Annotated in this window: 21 protein-coding genes; 13 read left to right on the forward strand and 8 right to left on the reverse strand. The window is 31.0% G+C overall.

Annotation, left to right across the window (positions count from 1 at the left end; genetic code table 11):
- Positions 1 to 5 precede the first annotated feature (5 nt).
- From MBBTH_RS09155 to MBBTH_RS09170, 4 genes are read right to left on the reverse strand one after another with little or no spacing between them, the layout of a single operon-like run.
- Complete coding sequence (locus MBBTH_RS09155) at positions 6 to 2,981, reverse strand: type III restriction-modification system endonuclease (RefSeq protein ID WP_116592744.1); 2,976 nt, start codon at positions 2,979 to 2,981, stop codon at positions 6 to 8.
- 9 nt (positions 2,982 to 2,990) lie between these two features.
- Positions 2,991 to 4,967, reverse strand: a complete 1,977-nt coding sequence (locus MBBTH_RS09160; protein WP_116592745.1) for a site-specific DNA-methyltransferase — start codon at positions 4,965 to 4,967, stop codon at positions 2,991 to 2,993.
- Position 4,968: 1 nt separating this feature from the next.
- The gene (locus MBBTH_RS09165) at positions 4,969 to 5,760 is read right to left on the reverse strand and encodes a DUF4391 domain-containing protein (protein WP_116592746.1); all 792 of its coding nucleotides are present in this window, start codon (positions 5,758 to 5,760) and stop codon (positions 4,969 to 4,971) included.
- Positions 5,761 to 5,764: 4 nt separating this feature from the next.
- A complete protein-coding gene (locus MBBTH_RS09170; protein ID WP_116592893.1) occupies positions 5,765 to 9,001 on the reverse strand; it encodes a helicase-related protein in 3,237 nt (1,078 codons plus the stop codon).
- Positions 9,002 to 9,147: 146 nt separating this feature from the next.
- On the opposite strand from MBBTH_RS09170, the gene MBBTH_RS09175 reads away from it, so the two are divergent.
- From MBBTH_RS09175 to MBBTH_RS09205, 5 genes are all read left to right on the forward strand, one after another.
- Positions 9,148 to 9,546, forward strand: coding sequence for a hypothetical protein (locus MBBTH_RS09175; protein ID WP_116592747.1), 399 nt, complete (start codon positions 9,148 to 9,150; stop codon positions 9,544 to 9,546).
- Positions 9,547 to 9,784: 238 nt separating this feature from the next.
- Positions 9,785 to 10,279 carry a hypothetical protein gene (locus MBBTH_RS11115; RefSeq protein ID WP_243409791.1) on the forward strand — a complete coding sequence of 165 codons (495 nt, stop codon included), beginning with the start codon at positions 9,785 to 9,787 and terminating at the stop codon, positions 10,277 to 10,279.
- An 11-nt stretch (positions 10,280 to 10,290) separates the two neighbouring features.
- A complete protein-coding gene (locus MBBTH_RS11120; protein ID WP_243409793.1) occupies positions 10,291 to 11,229 on the forward strand; it encodes a hypothetical protein in 939 nt (312 codons plus the stop codon).
- A gap of 12 nt (positions 11,230 to 11,241) precedes the next feature.
- Positions 11,242 to 12,168 carry a phage major capsid protein gene (locus tag MBBTH_RS09200; protein WP_243409794.1) on the forward strand — a complete coding sequence of 309 codons (927 nt, stop codon included), beginning with the start codon at positions 11,242 to 11,244 and terminating at the stop codon, positions 12,166 to 12,168.
- Positions 12,169 to 12,279: 111 nt separating this feature from the next.
- Positions 12,280 to 12,678 (forward strand): hypothetical protein, encoded by a 399-nt coding sequence (locus MBBTH_RS09205; RefSeq protein WP_116592748.1) that lies wholly within the window; start codon positions 12,280 to 12,282, stop codon positions 12,676 to 12,678.
- A gap of 16 nt (positions 12,679 to 12,694) precedes the next feature.
- On the opposite strand, the gene MBBTH_RS09210 is transcribed toward MBBTH_RS09205, so the two are convergent.
- Complete coding sequence (locus tag MBBTH_RS09210; protein ID WP_116592749.1) at positions 12,695 to 13,417, reverse strand: abortive infection family protein; 723 nt, start codon at positions 13,415 to 13,417, stop codon at positions 12,695 to 12,697.
- 251 nt (positions 13,418 to 13,668) lie between these two features.
- Here MBBTH_RS09210 and MBBTH_RS09215 point away from each other — a divergent pair, with 251 nt between their 5' ends.
- A complete protein-coding gene (locus MBBTH_RS09215) occupies positions 13,669 to 14,478 on the forward strand; it encodes a pseudomurein-binding repeat-containing protein (protein ID WP_243409795.1) in 810 nt (269 codons plus the stop codon).
- Positions 14,479 to 14,771: 293 nt separating this feature from the next.
- Here MBBTH_RS09215 and MBBTH_RS09220 read toward each other — a convergent pair whose 3' ends face one another.
- Positions 14,772 to 15,191, reverse strand: coding sequence for a MarR family winged helix-turn-helix transcriptional regulator (locus MBBTH_RS09220; protein WP_116592750.1), 420 nt, complete (start codon positions 15,189 to 15,191; stop codon positions 14,772 to 14,774).
- A gap of 99 nt (positions 15,192 to 15,290) precedes the next feature.
- On the opposite strand from MBBTH_RS09220, the gene MBBTH_RS09225 reads away from it, so the two are divergent.
- From MBBTH_RS09225 to MBBTH_RS09250, 6 genes are all read left to right on the forward strand, one after another.
- Positions 15,291 to 15,734: a flavodoxin family protein gene (locus MBBTH_RS09225; RefSeq protein WP_116592751.1), complete on the forward strand. Its 444-nt coding sequence runs from the start codon at positions 15,291 to 15,293 to the stop codon at positions 15,732 to 15,734.
- Between the two features lie 5 nt (positions 15,735 to 15,739).
- Positions 15,740 to 16,921 carry an alpha/beta fold hydrolase gene (locus MBBTH_RS09230; protein WP_207773363.1) on the forward strand — a complete coding sequence of 394 codons (1,182 nt, stop codon included), beginning with the start codon at positions 15,740 to 15,742 and terminating at the stop codon, positions 16,919 to 16,921.
- 359 nt (positions 16,922 to 17,280) lie between these two features.
- Entirely contained in the window at positions 17,281 to 17,478 is a 198-nt protein-coding gene (locus MBBTH_RS09235; protein WP_116592752.1) for a hypothetical protein, read from the forward strand.
- 147 nt (positions 17,479 to 17,625) lie between these two features.
- Complete coding sequence (locus tag MBBTH_RS09240) at positions 17,626 to 17,874, forward strand: hypothetical protein (RefSeq protein ID WP_116592753.1); 249 nt, start codon at positions 17,626 to 17,628, stop codon at positions 17,872 to 17,874.
- Between the two features lie 10 nt (positions 17,875 to 17,884).
- Positions 17,885 to 18,694, forward strand: a complete 810-nt coding sequence (locus tag MBBTH_RS09245; protein WP_116592754.1) for a hypothetical protein — start codon at positions 17,885 to 17,887, stop codon at positions 18,692 to 18,694.
- Positions 18,687 to 20,096, forward strand: a complete 1,410-nt coding sequence (locus MBBTH_RS09250; RefSeq protein WP_165814062.1) for a phage terminase large subunit — start codon at positions 18,687 to 18,689, stop codon at positions 20,094 to 20,096. Before MBBTH_RS09245 ends, MBBTH_RS09250 begins: the two co-directional genes overlap by 8 nt.
- 447 nt (positions 20,097 to 20,543) lie before the next feature.
- Here the strand turns inward: MBBTH_RS09250 and MBBTH_RS09260 are convergent, their stop codons facing one another.
- Together MBBTH_RS09260 and MBBTH_RS09265 are read right to left on the reverse strand one after the other, a co-directional pair.
- A complete protein-coding gene (locus tag MBBTH_RS09260) occupies positions 20,544 to 20,951 on the reverse strand; it encodes a flavodoxin family protein (RefSeq protein ID WP_012955170.1) in 408 nt (135 codons plus the stop codon).
- 26 nt (positions 20,952 to 20,977) lie between these two features.
- Complete coding sequence (locus MBBTH_RS09265; RefSeq protein ID WP_116592757.1) at positions 20,978 to 21,523, reverse strand: flavodoxin family protein; 546 nt, start codon at positions 21,521 to 21,523, stop codon at positions 20,978 to 20,980.
- Positions 21,524 to 21,689: 166 nt separating this feature from the next.
- Here MBBTH_RS09265 and MBBTH_RS09270 point away from each other — a divergent pair, with 166 nt between their 5' ends.
- Positions 21,690 to 22,391, forward strand: a complete 702-nt coding sequence (locus MBBTH_RS09270) for a winged helix-turn-helix domain-containing protein (RefSeq protein WP_012955172.1) — start codon at positions 21,690 to 21,692, stop codon at positions 22,389 to 22,391.
- The last annotated feature ends 219 nt before the right edge of the window (positions 22,392 to 22,610 follow it).

Below are 22,610 nucleotides of genomic sequence, written 5' to 3' on the forward strand. Positions count from 1 at the left end.
TTTACTTAAATTTCAATTTTCTTTTTGAATGTATCATATGAATCTGATTCTGTAAATTTGACATCATTACCTAAAGCTTCAAAGTGTTTTTTACCACATTTAATTTTATAAGCTTCTTTAGGCCTATTTCCTAAGTATTCTATTGTTCCTTTAGTTTCAACAACAAAATACATTTTCTCTTCGCCTTCTTCACCTAACATTACGGCCCAATCAGGATTGTAATTTCCAATAGGGGTTTTGATTTTAAACCAACTAGGAAGTTTAGCGAATAGTTTAACTTCAGGGTCGTTATCTAATCTTTCAGCAAATGATTTTTCATTTTCACTGTCATAGATAATATAATCATAAACAGAGTGATCTGCCTTGATAAGATTCTTTTCTAAGTAACCGAATAACTCTTCATTCTTGAATAGTTCTTGAGAATATGCATCATCAGTTTTTGTGTATTTTATTCCATCAACTATTAATTCGCCCATTACTTTATTGATTAGTTTAGCTGTTTCCTGCATGTATTCTTGAGGATTTTTCTTAAATTGATTTAAAGTATCACTTTCTTTTAGAATACGGACAATAGTCCTCCTAGTTAAATCAGTTTCATTTTGTAAATATTTCACGATATTTGGAAGAGCTATTTCATCCTCTTCTGAGTATGCAGTAGATATAACTCCATTTTCATCATAATTAACACCTGATGCTTCAACTGTTAATCCACTCTTTGTATATAATAGTTTTGGAGATTGAACATTTAAATGCTCTTGCATTACTTTGATACATTTTGAAACTAATTCTTCAGTGTCAAAATCAACAGAATATGTTGTTTTATGCTTAATTTTATTCCAGAATAATTTAAATTCTTCATTGTTTAAAATACCCTCTTTGAGTCTAACTTGACGACGTTTATTAGCATCACGTATTTTAAGACCTTTAGTTGGTTTTTCAACAACTTTAACAATGTCTTCTTTAATTTGAGCATAATCTTCTGGAACATCAACAGTTCCGTCCCTTACAGCTACTTTAAGAGCTTCTTGTATTTTACCTTTTGAATCAATGTATTTTTTAAGTTTAAAGTGGTTGAATATAGCTAGTGAATGTTGTTTTCCTAATGGTTCTTCAACACCTTTTTTATTTATCCATGGAATATGTGCAAAAGCAGTTTTTTGGATTGTACCGAATTTAATTCCAGTTTCATCTTCCATTTCTTTTTGAAGATTGCGTGCAAAGTCTTCATATGATTCGTTTGCCATTACAGTTAATGTGTTAACTGTTTTATCATGAATACGTTCACCATCTTGATTTACACATAATCTTAAACCACGACCAATTTCTTGGCGTTTTTTCATAGTTGAAGTGGTTTCGTTTAAAGTACAAATTTGGAAAACATTTGGATTGTCCCATCCTTCTCTTAGTGCAGAGTGTGAAAAAATGAATTTTAATGGTGTATCAAAGCTTAAAAGTCTTTCTTTATCTTTCATGATTAAATTAAATGTTGATTCATCATCTTTATTTGCTTTAAGTTTTCCAGCTTTGGTTTCTTTTGTATCTTTAACTTTTCCTTTTTTATCAACAGAGAAATATCCGTCATGAACTTCTTCTGCTGCAAGATCCAAATCAACATAATTATATAAAGTAGAGTACTTAGGTTTTTGAATAACTTTTTTGTATTCTTCTTCAAATATCTCAGCATATGGTCCTTTAACAGGATTTCCATCTGAATTATATTGTCTGTAATTAGCTACTTTATCAATGAAAAATAAACTTAATACTTTAATTTTTTTACCTGTCCTTGCAAAAGCAAGTTCTTTATCTAAGTGTTCTTCAATAGTTTTATGAATTTGTGCTCTTTTAAGTTTTGAATCATCCACATCTCCAAAGACTTTACCAATTGTTAAAATTTCATCTTTTTGAGTGAATGAAACATATTCATTTCCTTCTTCACAATATATTTCATCAACAACGTAACCATTATAAATTTCACGATTACCTAATTTAGCTTCTGATAAATCACTGCCCTTTTTAACAGTAACCACTTTTCTTTTAATAGAACCTTTTTCATTTTTATCAATTTCAATTTTTGCAGATATTGGGGAATCTGGTTTATTATTAGTTGAGATTAATTTTAAGTAAGCTTCGTTGTGATATCCTTCAGACACAAAACCCGCTACTTCAATTTGTTTAACTAGTTCCATTTCAGATGCATCAACAGCATCAAGCTTATAAATAAGATTTTGAATTTCTTTGTGAGTTGCAGAATATCTTAAAGTACAAAGAGGATTGAGGTATGAGACTGCTTCTTCACCTTTACCTCCCATTACAGATTGAGGTTCATCAATAATGACAACCGGATTAGTTTCAGCTATTAAATCAATTGGTTTATATCCGCTTAATTTGTCTTGTTCTCTGTGGATAATATTGACTTTACTTTCTTTTGATGGATCTTTGAAACTTTTATTGAAAGCATCAATATTAATAATCATTATTTGAATGTTAGAGTTAACTGCAAAGTTACGAACTTGTTCTAATTTTGAAGAATCATAAACAAAATAATCATAAATTACATTGTCATAAAGTCCTTTAAAGTGTTCTTTTGTAATTTCAATAGTTTTGTTTACACCTTCTTTAATAGCTACACTCGGAACTACAATAATGAACTTTGTAAAGTTGTATTTCTTATTAAGTTCAAAGATTGTTTTTAAATAAACATAAGTTTTACCAGTGCCAGTTTCCATTTCTATATTGAAATCTAAGCTTGGAAGTGTTTCAGAAGGTGCAAGCTTATGGTATGATTGTATTTTTCTTAAGTTTTCTAGGATATCTTCATTTGAAATATCTATTTTATTTCCAATTCCTTGACTTGAGTCTAAAGTAGATTGTCCAGTTACTGTAAAATATTGATGCATAGAATTTTGTCCATTAAATAAATCAGTAACTGCTTTAACTGCATCAGTTTGATAATCAAGATTGGAATCAAATTTAAGTTTCATTTTAATCCCCTATATTGTTATAAACTCATCAATATGGTTTGTTTTTAATATTTCTTTTATATTGGTTTTATCAGCATCAGAAGCGAAACCACTATCTTTAAACACTACTCTTGTAATAGATGAATCTTTAACTATATTCAAAATTTTATCAGTAACCTCTGTTGTAATATTATCTTCTAAACACATTACTAAAGCACCAAAACCTATTGAATAAATATTATCATGTTTTTCAATTGGTAATGTTAAATCAACACCATATTTTAACATAATTTCATAGACTAAGTCTTCATTTGTTCTATCTTTTTTAATTTCATCAACAATTAATGATTGTTGAATATTATTAAAATCAGGCTCCCATTTTTCTAAATTACTTGAATCAAGTTTGAAAACTTTAAACCCTATATCTAAACTTTTATTTTCTGATTCTTTAATAATATTCTTTCCAATTCGACGAATTCTTTCTTTTCCAATTTCACAGATATTAAGTTCCTTATTGTTTTCTTTTAAAAATTTAATTGATTCGTGAGCAATTTTTTTACTTTTTCCAGATTTATTTTCCTCTGTGATTTCTTCAGGAATTTGGATTAATAAAAATTTTCTATTCCCATTATCTTCAGCATTTAATCTTATTGTTGCTTCTGCAGTACTAGCTGAACCTGAGAAAAAATCGCAAATTATCATATTTTTATCATTACAATTATCAATAAACATTTTTAATAATTCTACAGGTTTTGGATTTGGAAATGGAGTCATTTTTAAACCAAATAATTTTTTCAAAGCATCAGTATCTTTTCTTGTTTGAATTTTTACATATGCTTTCATTACATCTAGCCTATCGCTTTGTATATATGTCTTCTTTGCAGGAATTTTTTCATTATTTTCAGGAAAATAAATTAAATTATTATTAATCCATTCATTCCAAGTTTCAATACTACAACTCCAACCCCTATTTGGAACAATGCAAGGAGTGTTAGTGATTGGGTTAATTCTTTCATCTTTAGGACCACTATTTTGAGGATCATCTATAGGACCTAATCTAAATACTCCTAATTTATCTGCAAACTTATAATTAGAAATATTATCTTTTTTCAATCCCTTTTTATCATAAAATTCTTTTAGATTTTTTTCTATTAATTTAAAATTATTTCCCCCATTTTCAAATATAGTATTAATCTCAGAATATAATGGATTTTTTAAACCATAATTACTCATTTTTGCTTCATTAAAATTTTTAACATATACTAAGCAGTATTCATGAGCTGTTGAAATAATGTGAGGGTCATTTTTTGGAGTGCCCTCAACAATAATTTGTGCCATAAAGTTTTCTTCACCAAATAGTTCGTCCATTAGTTTTCTTAAATTTTCAACCTCATTATCATCAATACTAACAAAAATAATTCCATCTTCAGTTAATAAATTTCTAGCTAATCTTAATCTAGGATACATCATATTCAACCAATTTGAATGATAACGACCCATGCTTTCGGTATTAGTACTCAATCTAATTCCAATGTTTCCTCTTTCTTTATCATCAGAATCTAAAATTTGACCTGAAATTTTCAAATAATTATCTAAATTATCTTTATAGTCATCAGTATAAATGAAATCATTACCTGTATTATATGGAGGATCAATGTAAATTGCTTTGATTTTATTATAATAACCTTTTTGTAAAAGTTTAAGAACTTCTAGGTTATCTCCTTCAATATATATATTTTGTGTTTTATCCCAATGTTCACTTTCATCTTTACAAGGTCTTAAAGTACCTGTGGATTGTTTTTGTGATTCTTTAATAGCTTGAGATTTGCCTGGCCAAGTAAAACTATACTTTTCTTTTGTATCATCAACACTTTCGCCTAAAATTTTTTTTAAAGAATCAAAATCAATTTTATCGTCGACAACTATTTCAGGGAATAATTCTTTTAATTGTGATATATTTTCTGCAACAATATCTTTGCTTTCACCAGTTAATTTAATTTCTTCCACACTACTCACCTTTTAATTCATTTAATAACATTTCTTTTTCTTCTTTGAATCTATGTGCTTTAATATTCAAATCCATTTTAGCATTAAAGTTATCTTCTTCAGCCATTTCTTTTTCAATATCTTTAATCTTTGAATCTAAAATTGAAATTTCGTCATAAATCTCTTTAATCTCTTCAACAGACAGATTTACTGTTCCTCCAGCCATTATTGCACCATCATGTTGGACAACGGCTTCAAAATAAGTATTATAAAAATTATAGAAGTCAGTACGGTCTAAATTATTAAATTGTATTTTAGAAATAAAATCATCTTCAATTTCACTTAAATTATCTATGTTCATCCAATTGGTGGATAATATTTTTCCGTCAATAACAATTTTTTCTGAATCTGCTTTACTTTCACGTATGTGTGCTGAGTAAAATTTTAATTCATTATCATATTGCATTGTTAAGAAAATTGGATAAGGTATAAAACGCATCATTATATCGGCAATCCTATCAATCTTATCATCTTCCTTGAATTTACCAATATCAATTTTATGAACATTATCGTATTTTAAAGCAATATTAATCAATTCAACTTCGTCATAACTTCGAGTTTCATCAATAAATTTACTAACACGAATGTTATCTTCGGTGAAATTGTAACACCATTTAATTTGCTTAACTAAATCAGTAAAGATTCTTTTATCTTTATTATTTAACTCAGCAGCTTCAAAAACATCTTTTTTTGGAATTACGCTATCAACAATACAATCTCTTGGAACTTCAAGAATATCTTCTATTAATACCATAATCTCATCTCACAATTAAAAATGTTATTAATTCAAACTCTTCGAGTCCATTAATGTCTTTTTTGATAACTGCTGTTCCACCTTTGTTAAATAGGCTTTTAACACCAGTTTCTTGTTTTTTACCAATTATATCTTCAATGGTTTCAACTAAAAGTTCTGAATATTTACCCATATTTCTTCCATCATTAGTGTCAAAGTTAAATTCATCAACTAAATCATTTAAAACTTCTTTTTTGCCTAAACAGAGTTTTTTGTAGTAATCCAATACTTTTTTAGATTTCATATATGAAAATTTAACTTCACCATCTTCACCAATATATACAAGGTAATATGGACTTAATGGATTTTTCTCAAGGTTTTCTGTTGTTCCAGAAACTTGCCTTAGTAAAAATATAACTCCAGGCTCTATTTCACCCAATAAATCAGAAGGAATATCTGATATTGAATAAATACCTCTTGGAGCTTTTTCTAATTCAACTCTATTTTCTTTCATGAAGTCCATTAATTCAATTTTAAAGTCGTTGAATGTTAAGTCTGTAATTGAAATGGAGTTTCCTATATCCTCCAAATCTAATACTCTATCTTGTAATTCTTCTAGTTGATTCTTACGATAAGCCAAGTCGTTCATCTTTTGATCTTCTGAAATAATATTTTCTTCACCTGTTGCGGAAACATCAACCATTACCATACGATTTTTGACACGACTTTCAAGATCTATATATTCATCTAGTTCCATATTTGGCCAGAAATTAACTAGCTGAATTTGTGTGTTTTCAGAACCTATACGATCTATTCTTCCGAATCTTTGAATTATGCGTACTGGGTTCCAGTGAATATCATAGTTAATTAAATAGTCACAATCCTGTAAGTTTTGACCTTCAGAGATACAATCAGTACAAATTAATATATCAATTTCATCTGTTGCGTCTGGGTCGATGTTTACTCTCTCTTTTGATTTTGGTGAGAAGTTTGTTAATATATCATTTAAATCACTTTGAACTACTTTATCAAGTGTTGTTTTATTTGCATCTCCACCAGTTACAAGAGCGGAATGAATTCCAAATTCATCTAAAGCCCAACTGCTAATATTATTATACAAATACTTTGCAGTATCAGCAAAAGCTGTAAATATAATTATTTTTTGATTATTTGGATTTATTGGATTTGAAATTTTATTAGTTATCTTTTCTTTTAAATCTTTGAGTTTTCCATCTCTTTGAGGGTTAATCTCAGATGCATCAGCTAATAAATCTTCAAGTTTTTGTTTATCCAATTCCAGGTCTTGTCTCCATTTAATTAAATCAATATCCTGTAGCAAAACTTTTCTTTTTTTACCAATCATTAAATTATCCCAATCTTCATCATCATCTTCTAAATCAATGTTATTGATTCCCAAATCAGGATTGTAATCTATTCCTTTATCCAATTTATCTAATGTTTGATTAATTAAATATAATATACGTTCAGTTGTAAGTCTAAATGCATAAATTGAACTTTCCATCCTCTTCAAGAGATTAATTCTCATTAAATGAGTAACGTTCATATCACGGTCCAATTGTTTGAATTTCCCGCCATGACCAACTTCCATATCATATTTTTCTTCATATTCATGTTTTTTATCAACTCGAATATATCTCATTGGGGAGTAAATTGCAAGTTCTAAGCTTGAAATTCTTTTATTTATAATTTCAAGTGATGGAAACATCTCTTCTGTATCAATTTCTGATTTTACATTGATTGGTGATAGTCTTTCTGGGAAGTCTCCAATTTCTGCTAAATCATAATATTTTTCAATGTGTCTTCTAGACCTAGCAATTGTTAATGTATCTAATAGTTGGAAATAATCCAAGTCAATTTCATCAATGAATGTTGCACCTGTTCTTTCGCTTTCTGGACGTTTAGCCCATTTATTAAAAGCCTTCTGAGCATTCTTCAAGGTTGTTTCAATACTATTAATTCCAATACTTGCTAAAGCTGAATCATTATCTTCTGTTATAAAAGCTATTTGGTTTTTAATATCTGTCATTTTATTATTAACCGGAGTTGCAGATAACATTAACAAACGTGTTTTATGCCCTCCTTTAATAATCTGATTCATTAATTTTTGATAACGAGTTACACGATCTTTAACTGCAGGGTTGTTACGGAAGTTATGTGATTCGTCTATTACTACTAAATCATAATTTCCCCAGTTAATTGTCTTTAAATCAATATCTCCGGATTTACCTCTGTCACGACTTAAATCGGTGTGATTTAAAACATCATAATTAAATCTATCATCAACGAAGATGTTTCTTTTATCATTCTTTGTATAGATTGTCCAGTTATCACGGAGCTTTTTAGGAACTAAAACAAGCACACGATCATTTCTTGATTCATAATATTTTATTACAGCTAGTGCTGTGAATGTTTTACCAAGTCCTACACTGTCTGCTAAAATACATCCATTGTATTTTTCTATTTTATCGATTACACCAATAGCTGCATCTTTTTGGAATTTATATAATTTATTCCAAATTTTACTTTCTTTTAAATTGTTTCCTTTACGGACAATGTTATCTTCATCAAGTGAATCTAGTTCTGAAGAAAAGATATTGTACAATGATAAGAAGTAAATGAACTCTGCAGGATTTTCTTTGTGCATTGTTTGCATTTGATTTAAGACTTCTTCCTTAACATCCTCTAGATAATCCTCGTTATCCCATAAGAAGTTAAATTGCATTAAAGAAGATTGTACGAAGTCTTTTCCGTAAACACATTGGTTCATGTCTTGTCTGTCTGATTTATTTAATCCCAAACCTGCAGTGGTAAAATCAACTGTACCGTTAATAGCTATACTTGAATCATCCCTATTGTCTACACAAATCATACGTGGCTGTGCTTCATTTGGTTTTTTGAAAGATTTTATTTCAACTTTTTCTTGAATCCATTCAGCACATTCCTTTGAAATGGAACCTTGTGTCAATTCATTTTTAAGTTTAATCTCATAATCATTTCCAAAAATACTATTATTATCAATATAATATTGACGAGATTCTTTCGCATCATCTTTTAAAAAACTAGGTTTTGTATAAATAAAACGCATGCTGTCTATTTTATTTAAATCTTTTTTAAGTTTATCATAAGCGTACATTGAAAATAAGGCTGAAACAACAGAAAGTTTGGAGCCTTTTCTAATGTTTTCAGTAAGCTCTTGATAAACAAAATTAAATTTGTTATCTAAAATTTTTGGAGCTTTCACTACCAATATAATCAACCCTTAACAATATCTATAACTTGTTACTATTTTTATAAAAAAAGCAATATAAGTTTTTATATATATTAATGTATTACACACGAAATCAATATTGCTCTTAGATTGAGGTTTAAAAAATAATGGTGATAAAAATGACCGAAGACAGATTTAGAAAATATGATGAGCTTGAAGATGATGAAAAAGAAGTACTTGACGTTTTCAGACAAATGAAACTACTTGCAGATTACAATAAATTCAAGTTATACAAATACAAAGTTGAAGATTTAATAGAAGATTATGAAGACTTAAAAAAGCTCCGTGAAGAAATCCAAGCCAAATACTTTTCAGTTTATGACGAATTAGTTAATGAAGAATTAATTGAAGGCGAATTAGATGCTAGTATTTGGGGAATCGCAAGAGAACAGGAAAATGAAACCTGGAACTCTGAATTGCAGTTAATGGGTGAGATTAAAACTAATTTTGAATTAGCAATTAAGATGATTGAAACTGGTGAAGCAGAACAGATGATTATTGATGATGAAAATAAATAATATGACTAACATACAGTATATTGGAAACAAAACTATTACTCCTATTGTTTTCAAGATAGGAATAAGCCAGAGCAATTAACCCTTAACAATTATTGGCTTATTTCTATTCTATCCCTAATTTTTAAAATCCCAACCGTTAATGTCAATACTCACTAAATTTTAAAAAAATAGCTATTATATATAAATCTTTATATATTAAAAGTAATAAATTATATAATAAATTAAGTGGAGGACATTTATGGCAGATTCTATAATTTTACTTGAAGAGAGAAAAGAAGTCACAACCTTCCTTCTGGATGAAGGTACAATCACCGCAACCACAGTCACAACCCCTACAGGTGAAACTCCAGGTTACGAATACGCAGGAACCAAAATAAAAGTCGATGACGCAGTTACCCTATCAGCCAACTCAGACATCGGAAAACCAACTGTTAAAAAATTCACTGGTGCGGAAGGTGAAATAATTTTAGGAATTGCAGTCAACGATCCGGTTACCATGACTGGAGGTAAAAGAAAAACAGCTATTCTCGTATTAGGCCATTTATTCAGATTAAAATTAGCCAGTGGAATATCAAACATTGCTGTTAATAACAGAATAGCTTTAACCAGCACCGGCGCCATCAAATCCGATGAAGGAGAATATATTGCAATGCATCCTGTAACAAGCTCAGATGATTACAAATACATCGAAGTGTTCAGACCATATGACATCGGAACCACAGGTTCAACTTAAGGTGATAATTAATGATTACAAAAGGAAATGATACAAAAGTTCAAAATGAGGTAATAGCTCAAACCATTACTGATGAAACCGCAAAAAGATTGAAGTTAGCCAGATTGTTTCCTAAACAAGAAATCAAAGAGAACTCCGATTACTACACATACTTCAGACAGAACATCAATCTCGATGAAGCTATCAAAAAAGGATTGCTTGGAGAGGCTAAAGACATTGCTCCAGGCGCAAGCTTACAAGAATTGAATATCAGAAAGCCAGTAACCGACACAATCAGCATTGACACTGTCGGAGGAGTCTTAAATGTCAACAAGGATGTTTTCGACTCAGATATCGTTTCATTTGAGGATTTGTTGGGCGATGTGGCTACTGTTATTGCAAACCGTATTGAATACAACATCTACGATACTTTAATCAGCTCACCGAACGTTCCGCAATATAACACAACTCAAACCGATGACACTATGGATGCATTCGGCAACTTTGTCATCAAAGCACAGGAAGCTTTCAAAGGCAATGCCGGAGCAGGTGCTGATTTAACAATAATGGCCGAGTCCTACAAGACATTATCATACGTTAAACAGTTGGCCTACTCATCAAACAAGTTAGTCCAACCAGTAGAAGACATTAAGGAATACTACGGCATTGATAACATTGACTTGTTAGGAACTACACAAGCTGACGGAGGATCATTAATAGGTGACAAACAATATATCGGTTTCGATTTAAGAAACGCTCCATTAACTGTATTATATTCCAAATCTTCCGGAACTACTGTTGCACCTATTACATCAGATGAAAACATTGCAGATTTCTATCCTATAATTGAAATCATGCGTAAAGACATTTACGATGAATTACCCCAATATACAAAATTATTCATACAGAGTAAAGTCGGAATATTGTTAAATAAACCGGGACTTGCCCTGAAAGGTACTTGCAGGCCATAAGGAGGATTGTTAATGTTAACTAAAGGAAATGATGCAAAAGTACAAAATGAAGTGATGGCGCAAATCGTGGCAGATACTTCTGCAAAGTGGATGAAATTCACAAGATTATTACCAAAGCAGGAAATTGAAGAGAACTCACAGTATTACACTTACATGTCTCAAAGGGTCAATATCGAGGAAGCTATTCAGTCGGGCGTTCTTGGTGAGGCTAAAGACATTGCTCCCGGTGCCACTTTACAGGAATTAAACGTCAGAAAACCAATCTCAGAAACAATCTCCATTGACACTATCGGAGGAGTCCTAAACGTTTCCGCTCAAATGCTTGATTCCAATTTGATCTCCGTTAATGACATGCTGCAGGATGTTGGAATTCTCATCGGCAGAAGCATTGAAAAGGCAGCTATTGACATGATTATGAACTCCAGTAAAGTTGCTACATACAACTTCGAAAGTGGCGATGACACTGGTATGACCATCCTTAAAGCTCAGGAAAAATTCAAGGAATCAGCTGGAAGCTATGCCAACTTAAACAGTATGGCCGTGAGCTACAAGTCACTCACAACCCTGAAATCAGACATATTCTCAAACAACAGACAGGTCGAACCGGTAGAACTTATCAAAAGCTATTACGGTGTTGACAACATCGATATCCTGGGAACAGCAGTATGCGATGGAGGTTCCGAGATGGGTGATAAGACCTACATCGGTATGGACTACATCAATCCGGGAATGAAATTGTTATACTCAAGAACTACCGGAACAACCGTTGCGCCTTTAGGTCCTGACGGTGAGATGTATGATTTCTATCCATTGATTGAATTCATGAGAAAGGACATCAGGGATGAATTGCCGATGTACACCAAACTCTTCATCCTGTCAAGCGTTGGAGTATTAATGAATGCGCCTAACAGAATCATCAAAGGTAATTTCAGAGCATAGAACCATATTTTATCTCCTAAATATTAGTGAAGTTTCAATAGCTTCACTAATTTCTTCTGCTCATATTTTTTTATATGCAATAATCGCCATATAATATAGCGAGGCTATAAAATGAAACTGATATTAGATACTGAAAATTCACATCCAACCACATTAACAGTTAAAGGTAAAGAAATAACCTTGATATTGATAGAATCCAGTATATTAATTGATAGCTCTCAAATAGCTAAACTGTTTGATAAAAAAGAAAAGACAGTAGCTACTAAAGTCCAGAAATCCAAACTGGAGAAATACGAAACAGAAAACGTCAAGCTACTTAAGAATTATGGATTGATGCATCCTGATGCAGTTAAACCTAGACCATTCTATGATTTAAGGCAGATGCTGGAAGGACCGGCCTATTACTATTTCAAAAAGGAAGATGAAACTGATTTGATTGATGTTATTGTTAGGGTAGCTATTGGAAAGCACCGTGAATGGGTTCATAACAAAAATATTGACAAAATTTAATTAAATTCTATATCAATTAATAAAAATATTTATTTTCAATCTCTTCGACAAAAATTTTTACATTAACTATGTTTTTAAATATTAATTTACTTTCAATATCATTCAAAACATCATTATCATGAGCCCAGGTATAATTATTTCTGATATTGTTAAATTGTGAAAATAAACTAATATTTGATTTTAATATTGTTTTAGTCATTTGAGATTCAATATATTCATCAATATAGTTTACATATTTTTTAAATAATGTATCTAAAGCTTCATTATCATTAAATTCAATGTCATGTTTTAAACATAATTCTTTTGCCCATTTGTGCATTAATGTATGCAATCTATCTAATGCAAATACAGGTTTTCCATCCATTAAAGAATTATTTATATTACTAATTAAATCATTTAATTCATCTTCATTTGTTTTTGTCAGTAAAATATCAGCATTATTTTCCAATATGGCTTTATTAATCATATCCTCATCAAGTTCAGTGCAATTATTCAAAATATATTGAATCATTTGAAAAGCGTTGTTTTTATTGTCTTCAATTGAATGATAAATAACTTTTATAACGCAATCTTTATAATCCGGATCTCCCCAATATTGGCTCTGAACTAATCTAGGAATTTGGTCTAATAAATAATCAAATTCGAATGCACCTAAGATATTTTCCCAATCCACATGAGTTTCATTTTCAATTATCAAATTTCCAAGTTCTAATGATTTCAATTTTAAATTTTTAGTCATTTTTGCACCATATAGAATTATATTTACAATTTTCTTTAATGCTAATAAGAGTATCTTATTCTGATTATTATCTACATAATTTTATTCTATAAAAAATCATATTGCATTATCTATTCTTAATGTAGATTTATCGATGCTTATTGTTAATGTTAATGTTAATGTATTTTAATTATTAAAAGGAATATTGCAACAAATATATTATTAATTTTATATAAAAAATATAATAAATAAGATAATACAAATTATAATATATGACAGAAGATAATATTAGCTGGACAAGTTTTTGTCAGGCAATGAACTCAATAGCATTCTGGTTAATCCAGAACAAAAAGAAGTACAAGAAGCGTGACTATTACCAAATATTAACATTAAAAGGTAATTGCAGCGATATTGAAAAGAAAGCCAAAAAATTAGGTTCAGACAAGCTGGTTGCAATGTATACAATGGCGGTGATTAAGGATAACAGTTCTTTGGATTTCCTTCCAAACTATGTAATGTTAAAGAACTCAACCAAAATAGACAAGGCCGAATATGTGGACATGGCTATAAGGACTGAAAGCTATATCAGGGCAAACGGAAGGCTTCCTGCAATCGTTTACAGAATGTCAAAGCTTCCGGATTACAATGACTCAACAATGAAGCTGTTTATCAAGACATTCAATTACAAAGGAAACACAATAGATGAGGCTTTAGCTATTATAGCAAAGAAGAAATTGTACAGCAAATACTTTAATTCACAAAAGACAGACAAGAAAACAATCAATGATGCCAGTCAGGGCAAGGGTTCAAATTGTGTTGACTGGGGACAGGTGTATTATAGAATAGCTAAAAGCTTAGGTTATGATGTGCAGTTTGTCCATGTCAAATGCAGAGTATCCGGAACTGGCCACATCAGATTAAGATTAAAGCATAAAAAACATACTGGAGGTAATTGGATTAATAGAGATCCTGCTGCAGTTGCAGATACAACTTCAGGAAATGTCAGAGCAATCTGGTGTGAAGATGGATATCTTATAGCTTATGATCCATCCTGGATTTTTACAGATTTATACAGTAGTTAACGTTAATGTTAACTCTTTTTCTTTTTTATTTAAAAATTAACAAATATTTTAGTAGGTTTTCAATACTAATTTTTTTTCAGATATCTTAACGTTAATCATCTGATACAGTAACAGTAGAACCGTTTCTATCTTTAAATTCAACTATAAAATCATTAGGTAATTTTTCAACAATTTCTTTTAAAACTTCAATAGTTAGTTCTGACATATTTAATAGGTATATTCAAACTATTATTAAAATATACACAATTGGAAACAAAACCTTATTTAAATTTCAAAAAGTTATTTACTGTTTTTTAATTTTTAATTAATTCGTCTAATGTGATTAACTGTTCTTTTAAGGTTTTAATTTCATTTTCACCTATTTTAGAGATTATTGATTCTTCTATTTCATTATTGATTTGAAGAGCTGCCTTTTGTATTTCTTTTCCTTTTTTTGTGATTTTAACGATTTTCCTACGATTGTCTTCGGGATCAATTTCTTTTGTCAGAAATCCTTTCTTTTCAAGTATCTTCACAGATTTGGTTACGCTGCTTTTTCCTATGTTTGCTTTTTCTGCAAGATAATCTATAGAAACACCATTATTCAATGCTAAAACAAGGAGCACTCTTGTCTGACTTAATGTCAAATCCATTTCTTTAAGATAGCTATTCATGTAGTTTGTGTAATCGTTGAATAGATTGGCTATTAGGAATCCTAATTTTTTTTCTTCCATAGCAATGTTTATATATGATTATTGTTAAATAGTTTTCTATGAAATAGTTTCATAGGAAATTATTTTATAGGAAATAAAATTTTTTCGAGATGATAAAAAATGAAAACCGCAATAATATATGTTTCATCACACCATGGAAATACAAAAAAAGTTCTCGACGTAATGGCATATTCAAATGATATCGACTTATTAAAAATATCTGAAGCTAAAAAAACAGATTTTTCAGTTTATGATGCAATAGGATTTGCTTCAGGAATATATTTCCATAAATTCCACAAAGGCATCGAAAAGCTGGCTTCAGAAATTGACTTGACCGGCAAAAAGGTTTTCACTGTTTACACATGCGGTATTAATTACATAAACTATGCAAGAGGCATCCAAAAAACAATCAGATCCCAAGACTGCGAATTCATTGGAGGATTCAGCTGCAGAGGATATGACACATATGGATTTTTCGAAAAAATCGGTGGAATAGCCAAAAACCATCCCAACGAAAAAGACTTTAGAAAAGCTCGTGAATTTATAAAAAACAATTTGAGGTGATATTAATGAAAAAAATGATGAATAAAATGCCGTCAGTTGGCGTTGAAGGCCACTGGTCAGCGGATAAATTCAGCGACAATGTCCTGCAGGATGCACTGATAAGACATGCACTAGGATTAACCTACCTGCAAATGGCAGATGTAGGGGAAGTACTGGAAACAGTTGCTAAATTCAAAGCAGGAAAAGAATGGATTGATGCATGGTCTGAAATGGCAACAACACTTGAAAAAAGAGCAGAAAACTCCAACAGTAACGTGACAAAAGAAAGTGCATATCTAAGGGCATCAACCTATTGGAGAATTGCTTTAATGTATTTTAACTCAATTGATGATGATAGACTTTCCAAGTATTCTCAAAACAGTTTGGATTGTTATCATAAATATCTAGAAGTATCCACTTTCCCAGGAGAATATATCGAAATCCCTTATGGAGACTCATTTCTTCCAGCACATTATTATCAATCTCCCGTTGCAGATGAAAATGCACCGTTAATGATATTGACTCCTGGAAGAGATACTTTCGCAGAAGATACTGCATGGGTTTACAGACAGGCACTCGAAAGAGGAATAAACTGTCTTGTGTATGACGGTCCAGGTCAGGGATTTGCCCTTAGAATGAACGGAATTCCATTCAGACATGATATAGAAAATGTAATAACCCCAATTATCGATTACTGTTTAGAAAACTTTGAAGGCATAGATGAGGAAAACATAATACTTTTCGGAATAAGCTTTGGAGGATTTCTAGTGCCTAGAGCCGCAATCTATGATGAACGTGTTAGAATGTGTATTGTTGATCCAGGCAATGCAAACTGGGGCGGTGCCTTTGCTAAAAGACTTGAAATGATTCAAAAAATGCCAAAAGAAGTTCGTCCCGCACAATTGGACTTCATGCTTGAAGATTACATTTACAAGCACGGAGCAACATCCGAAACCATTTGTGATGAACTTAGAAAATTCGACAATACTGACATTATTAAGGATTTGGATTGTTTGACCATTGTAATGGATGGAACCTCAGAAATGACACAAGGTGAAGCAAAAGTATTCTATGATATGCTTGAATGTGAAAAGGAATATTTATTGTTTGATGAAGATTCCGGTTCACAGATGCATGCCCAAATGGGGGGATATGCAACAGCAAGCGAAATGCTATTGGATTTAGTCGAAAAGCACTTAATCCAATAATCATTTCTTTTTTCTAATTTTTTAAACTTTAACCACATATGCTGTTGGAAACATAACATCCATTTTTAACATTAACGATTGGGTTCAGTTATTAAAAACTTCTTTTCAAAACCCTTGCATATATATCGCAGTTTAAAATCAGATTTTATTTACAAGATAGCGTCCGTTAATGTTAATGTCATTCCATTAAATTAAAGGAAAAAAATATCTATTAATTTAATCGGCTCTTACATTCATTATTCTATAGGCAACAATAGCTATGAAAAATTAATTATTTTCTATGAATTTAATAATGATAATTTTATATAATTGAAATAATAAAATATTATATTAATTATTATATACAGGTTGTAATAGCTATGGCCAATATAAATAATACATCATCCTACATGGATGAAGACAAAAAGCAAATTATCAAAGAGTCTAATTATACCTATCGAGATGCTCTTGAAGTTTCAGCTTTTCTCATTGAAACTGGAAGGTTCGAAAGATTCTACAAAGAAATGCAAATTGCAGACCTCCAAAAAGAACTTGATCAAATGGACAAAGAAGAATAATAGCCAACTTCAAAAAATATATCTCCAGGATATTGCTCTTAACAGAAACTATTTTTGATTGTAAAAGGTAATAATAAAATTTATTATTACTTTTATATTTTTTACATAATATAATTTTATATATAATACATAATAAAATTATATATTATGTTACCTGAAAAAACCAATATTAGTGCAAGAGTGGAAATTACTCTCAAAAAAATTGTTGAAGACTCAGCCTTCACCCACAAGGACGCATATGAACTTGGAGCAAAACTAATAGCTATGGGAAATGCAGAAGACACCTTAGCACTAATAAACACCAATCCTGATTTTGAAAGAATCATAAAACAAACCGAATACAGTTTAATTGAAGCAAGAAAACAAGAACTTGAAAGAGAATTAAGAGATTTATAGGAGGTTACCTATGGGTCGAGTAAATTCAGATGTGCACTATTTTTTAGAACAGCACGAACAGGAAATCATCAACTGTTGCAAGAAGGCAATGAGCAACAAGGAAATCCTAGAATTGTTAAAAACAAAGTATGGCCGTGAAGTTTCACTTTCAACATTCAAAGAATTTAAAGCAGGATTAAAAATAACAAAAGGAGATTTCCTGGAAACATTGCTGGATGAAATACAGGTAATGAAAACTTCAGGTGCTACAGATGAAAGTGTCAGAAGGTGGCTTGCTGAAGAACATGAATTTGAAGTAAGCAGAGCAACATTTTCCAGATTCAAAAAGAAATATAATTTAATTGACAACGAGAAAGACTCAAGAGCAAGAGATAAGGATTCACTAACAAATAGGGCCATTGCTCAAAAACAAATAATTGACAATAACGTTCATCAGGACAATATTGATTTAGCTATTGATACAATTCTTCAGCAACAGGTCACAGATATCAAAACAGGCCTTGAAAACCTGGACAAGATTACCAAAAATGCAGTTGATATTGAAATTGACTTTGAAAAACTGGATAAGGAAGTAAGATATCATGCTAATGAAAAAAGTTTAGTAAGATACTTACTTGATCTCACTGAATTGAAAATAAGATATCTGGAGTTATCTGTAAGAGCATTTGATGCTAAAAACAAATTATTTAAAGATGAAATGGATAGGTTATTCAAAAACAGAGTTCTTGAACTTGAAGATAAGAAAATAGAACTTTCACAAAAGGATATGATGGAAGAGATAGAAATTCTTGCAAAACAAATTGATGATAACAATGTATGATGAAAACGGCAAATTCCATTTGGACGCTAAAGATAAAGCTATTCTTCAAAAATGTGTATATGAAAATCCATATATACCATTTAATCCATTTCCAAAGCAGGCTGAAATGATATTGGCTACTGAAAAGGAAGTGTTGATTGGTGGTGCAGCTGGAGGAAGTAAATCAACCAGTCTGTTAATGAGGGCTTTATTCTATGTTCAGGATGATGCCAATGAATATCATGCGTTAATATTAAGAAGAACATTATCAGATTTAAAAAGAAAAGGAGCATTAATCCACAAAGCCAGTCAATGGCTTAACAGAAAAGAAATTCAAAACAATCCGGCTATTAGGCCAAAATGGGATGGAACTGAACATTCATGGACATTTCCAAACGGCAATTCATTAACATTCGGATATTTAAGAAACATTAACGACTTGGATACTTATCAAGGTTCAGAATATCAATTCATAGGAATAGATGAACTGACACAACTTGAAAGATTCAAATATATTTATATGAGGTCCCGTGTAAGGAAAACTAAAGACAATAAACTTCCGACACAGTTAATGTGCTCCAGTAATCCTGGTAAGCGTGGGAATAAATGGGTACGTGAAAGATTCATTGAAAAGATTGATGAGGATATTCGGGACAAATCACAAATAAGATTTATTTCATCCAGCTATTTGGATAACATTTATTTGGATAGAAAAGACTATGAAGAATATCTCATGGGTCTTGATAGGGTCACAAGGGAACAGTTAATGAATGGTAACTGGTATGCTTCAGTTAAAGGTCAGTTATTCGATGAATCAGACTTCCACCTAATCTCATATAATGAATACATGAAAATACCAATAGTTAGAGTTATCAGATATTGGGATCTTGCTGCAACTGAAGTTTTGAATGATGACAAATTGAAAGGTAGTGATCCGGATTTTACTGCTGGAGTTCTGCTGGCTAAAGATCTAAACGGCAACATTTACATTATTGATTCATATGAATTTCAGCTTGAGTCAAGAAACTTGATCAATGAAATCCTCAACACTGCAGCACGTGACAAGTCAGATGTACAGTATATTGAACTCGATGGGAGCACAGGTAAAAACTTCGGATTATTAATAATTGATGAGTTAACGAGAAGAGGATTCACTACTGGAACCGGTAACTCAAGAGAGAATAAAGTAGACCGTGCAAGAAGAGTTTCTGCAGATATTCAAAAAAATGGAATTTACTTAGTTGGAAAGGATTCGGCCGGGTTCACGAAAAAATGGGCCATGGAATTTCTAGAGAAAATAACAGCATATCCAAATGAAGCTATTCATGATGACTGTGTTGTAGCATTCACCGGAGGTTATGAAAAAATAGCTACAGAAAATCAAACTAAAAGAGTTAATGTAGATAAATGGTATTCTACATAAAAAAATAAATTATAATTTAGATAATAATTTATTTATCCTCTTATTAACAGATTGTAATATGATAAAATAAAAAACGGAGGATTTGGATTTTATGAATGATATAATATTTAACGACTGTGAATACCGTTACGCCAACTCCAACATGAAGCTGGTCAAAAGGAACCAAAAGTTGCATAATCCAGATTCGCCCTTGCTGATTGGGGAAGTTAAAGATGGTGATGTTGTAAAAGAGGTTAATGAACCCAGCTATATTGATTCACAAACTAGGTTGCTTTGATTTTTAGTTTTGCAATATTGGGGTATGTTTATATTAAGAGAAAATTACATTTTCAATAGAGACAATCTCTGCTTTACCTGCATTCAATACTATTGAACTGGCCCACATTATGGAAGGCGAGGAAGTTTAATGTACAAGATTGTGTTTAAAGAAAAAAGAAGAAGAGAAAACTATCTGACAATACTTTTAGCAAAGTTTACGGCTTCGTTTATATCTTCTTCGTTTGGATGACCTCTATGAACGAATTTAAATTGTCCTCTGCAATGGAATTCTCTATCATCCATGTTTAATCCACATTTTTCAGCTTCTTTTTTTATTTGCTTATAGGTTGATTCGATAAGAGCTGCGGATGAGACATTAACAATACTTCCAACATTCACATCAATATTTTTGAGGAATTCCTTGACTTTTGAATCTGCTCCAGCATTATATACACTATTTCCCAAGAACAATATGTCAACATCTTCGTTTAAAGGTTCATCTATTGTTTTTGGAGCAACACCGATAGCTTCACCTATTGCTTCTGCAAGTTTTTCAGTATTTCCAGTTTTTGAATAATATCTTATTGCAATTTTCATTTTAAAACCTTCCTTGAATTGTATTACTACTCACAAACCCAACTAATTAACTCATTAATTTGGCTTTGTTGGTTGTCTTTACTTTCAAATCCTTTAGGATCATTGTTTTCACTACACATAACATTTTTGTGAGCACCAAATCTTAATACTCCAAATTCAAATGCGACATGTTCAGCTACAGGTGTGTAATCTGCTTCTCCTCCACCATAGCTGAATACTATACCTATTTTTTTTGATTCGTCTGGTGCTTTCATCTCTTTTGCAGGATTGAATTTGGAATAGAATCTGTCAATTAAAGCATCGACCATTCCAGGAAGCCTTCCAAAGAAAATAGGGGTGATAATAAATGCACCGTCACATTCTTCCAGATCATTGATTAAATCATATGCATCATCTTGAACTATGCATTCGTCTTTTGCCTTACAAGCATTATCAGCTTGACAAAATCCGATTTCTTTATCTTTTATATTGAATATTTCAACGTCTCCATCAATTTTTTCTTTGATGAAATTTGCAATTGCATATGAGTTTCCTTTTCTTGTACTTCCATTTATAACGATATATTTTGCCATAATTAATACTCTCCTTTGTTGAAATAACTTTAAAGTTATTATATATTATGATATATGAGGTCGTATTAATATAGTTAATCGTTATATAAATGTAGCAGGTGCATAATGGTAACCTTTAACAACACTATAGAAACATTTTTAAATTCACTCCTACAAAGACTATTACATGAGTGAAAGTGATGAAATAATCAAAAGACTGGACAGAATAGAAAATGAATTGATTACAATAAAAGAAAATAATTACAATCAAAACCTTCAAACTGCCATTGAAAGCATTAGGGACACCTACTCTAATTCAATCAAGAAAAATTTTGCAGACAATCTGGGGGAGAAGTGTAGTGAATTTTATCTCCCAAATTGCAAAAATGAAGAGTGCAAACAATTTATAGTCCAAGAGTTCAAAGAACTTTTTTTAAATACTCAAGAAACAGACCTCAACAAACTTAATGAACAGCTGGATGAAAAATTTTATTCTGTATGTGGCGTAGAATGTAGTCCATGCTACAATAACTTTAAGGAATACTTCTTTGAAGAGTTGAAGATGATCAATTCCATTAATGTGTCATATGAACTTAATGAAAATGAACCGATTGAAAAGTTGGATGTGGATATGTTAATTTCCGATGTATTTGAACCGTTATCGAGCAAGCAAAGGGTTATCATAATAGAATCGTTATATGTAGAAAACAAATCATATACTCAACTTTCACATTTAACTAAATTAAGGGGAGGAAACCTACTGTTCCACCTTGAAAAACTACAGGATGCAGGTTTAATCTCACAAAAACAAGACCGTGGCGAATACCTGCTCACAAAAAAAGGTTATACAACTTTGTCCTTAATAAATCAATTTCAAAAATTAATGTAATTACAATAATTGGCCACATTTATACGGGTTATAATGTGTCATTGAGAAAGAATTTGCCAAGCAATATTGTTTTCACTGTTCACGAACAAATTTCACTATACGTATCGGAGAATTTGGTTATTATTATGCCCACGCCAATATGGAACTGGTCAAAAGGAACCAGAAGTGACACAATCCTAATTCTCCGTTGATACTTGCTGAGATTAAAGAGAGGGAGTT

It is taken from the genome of Methanobrevibacter thaueri, assembly GCF_003111625.1.
GTDB lineage: Archaea > Methanobacteriota > Methanobacteria > Methanobacteriales > Methanobacteriaceae > Methanocatella > Methanocatella thaueri.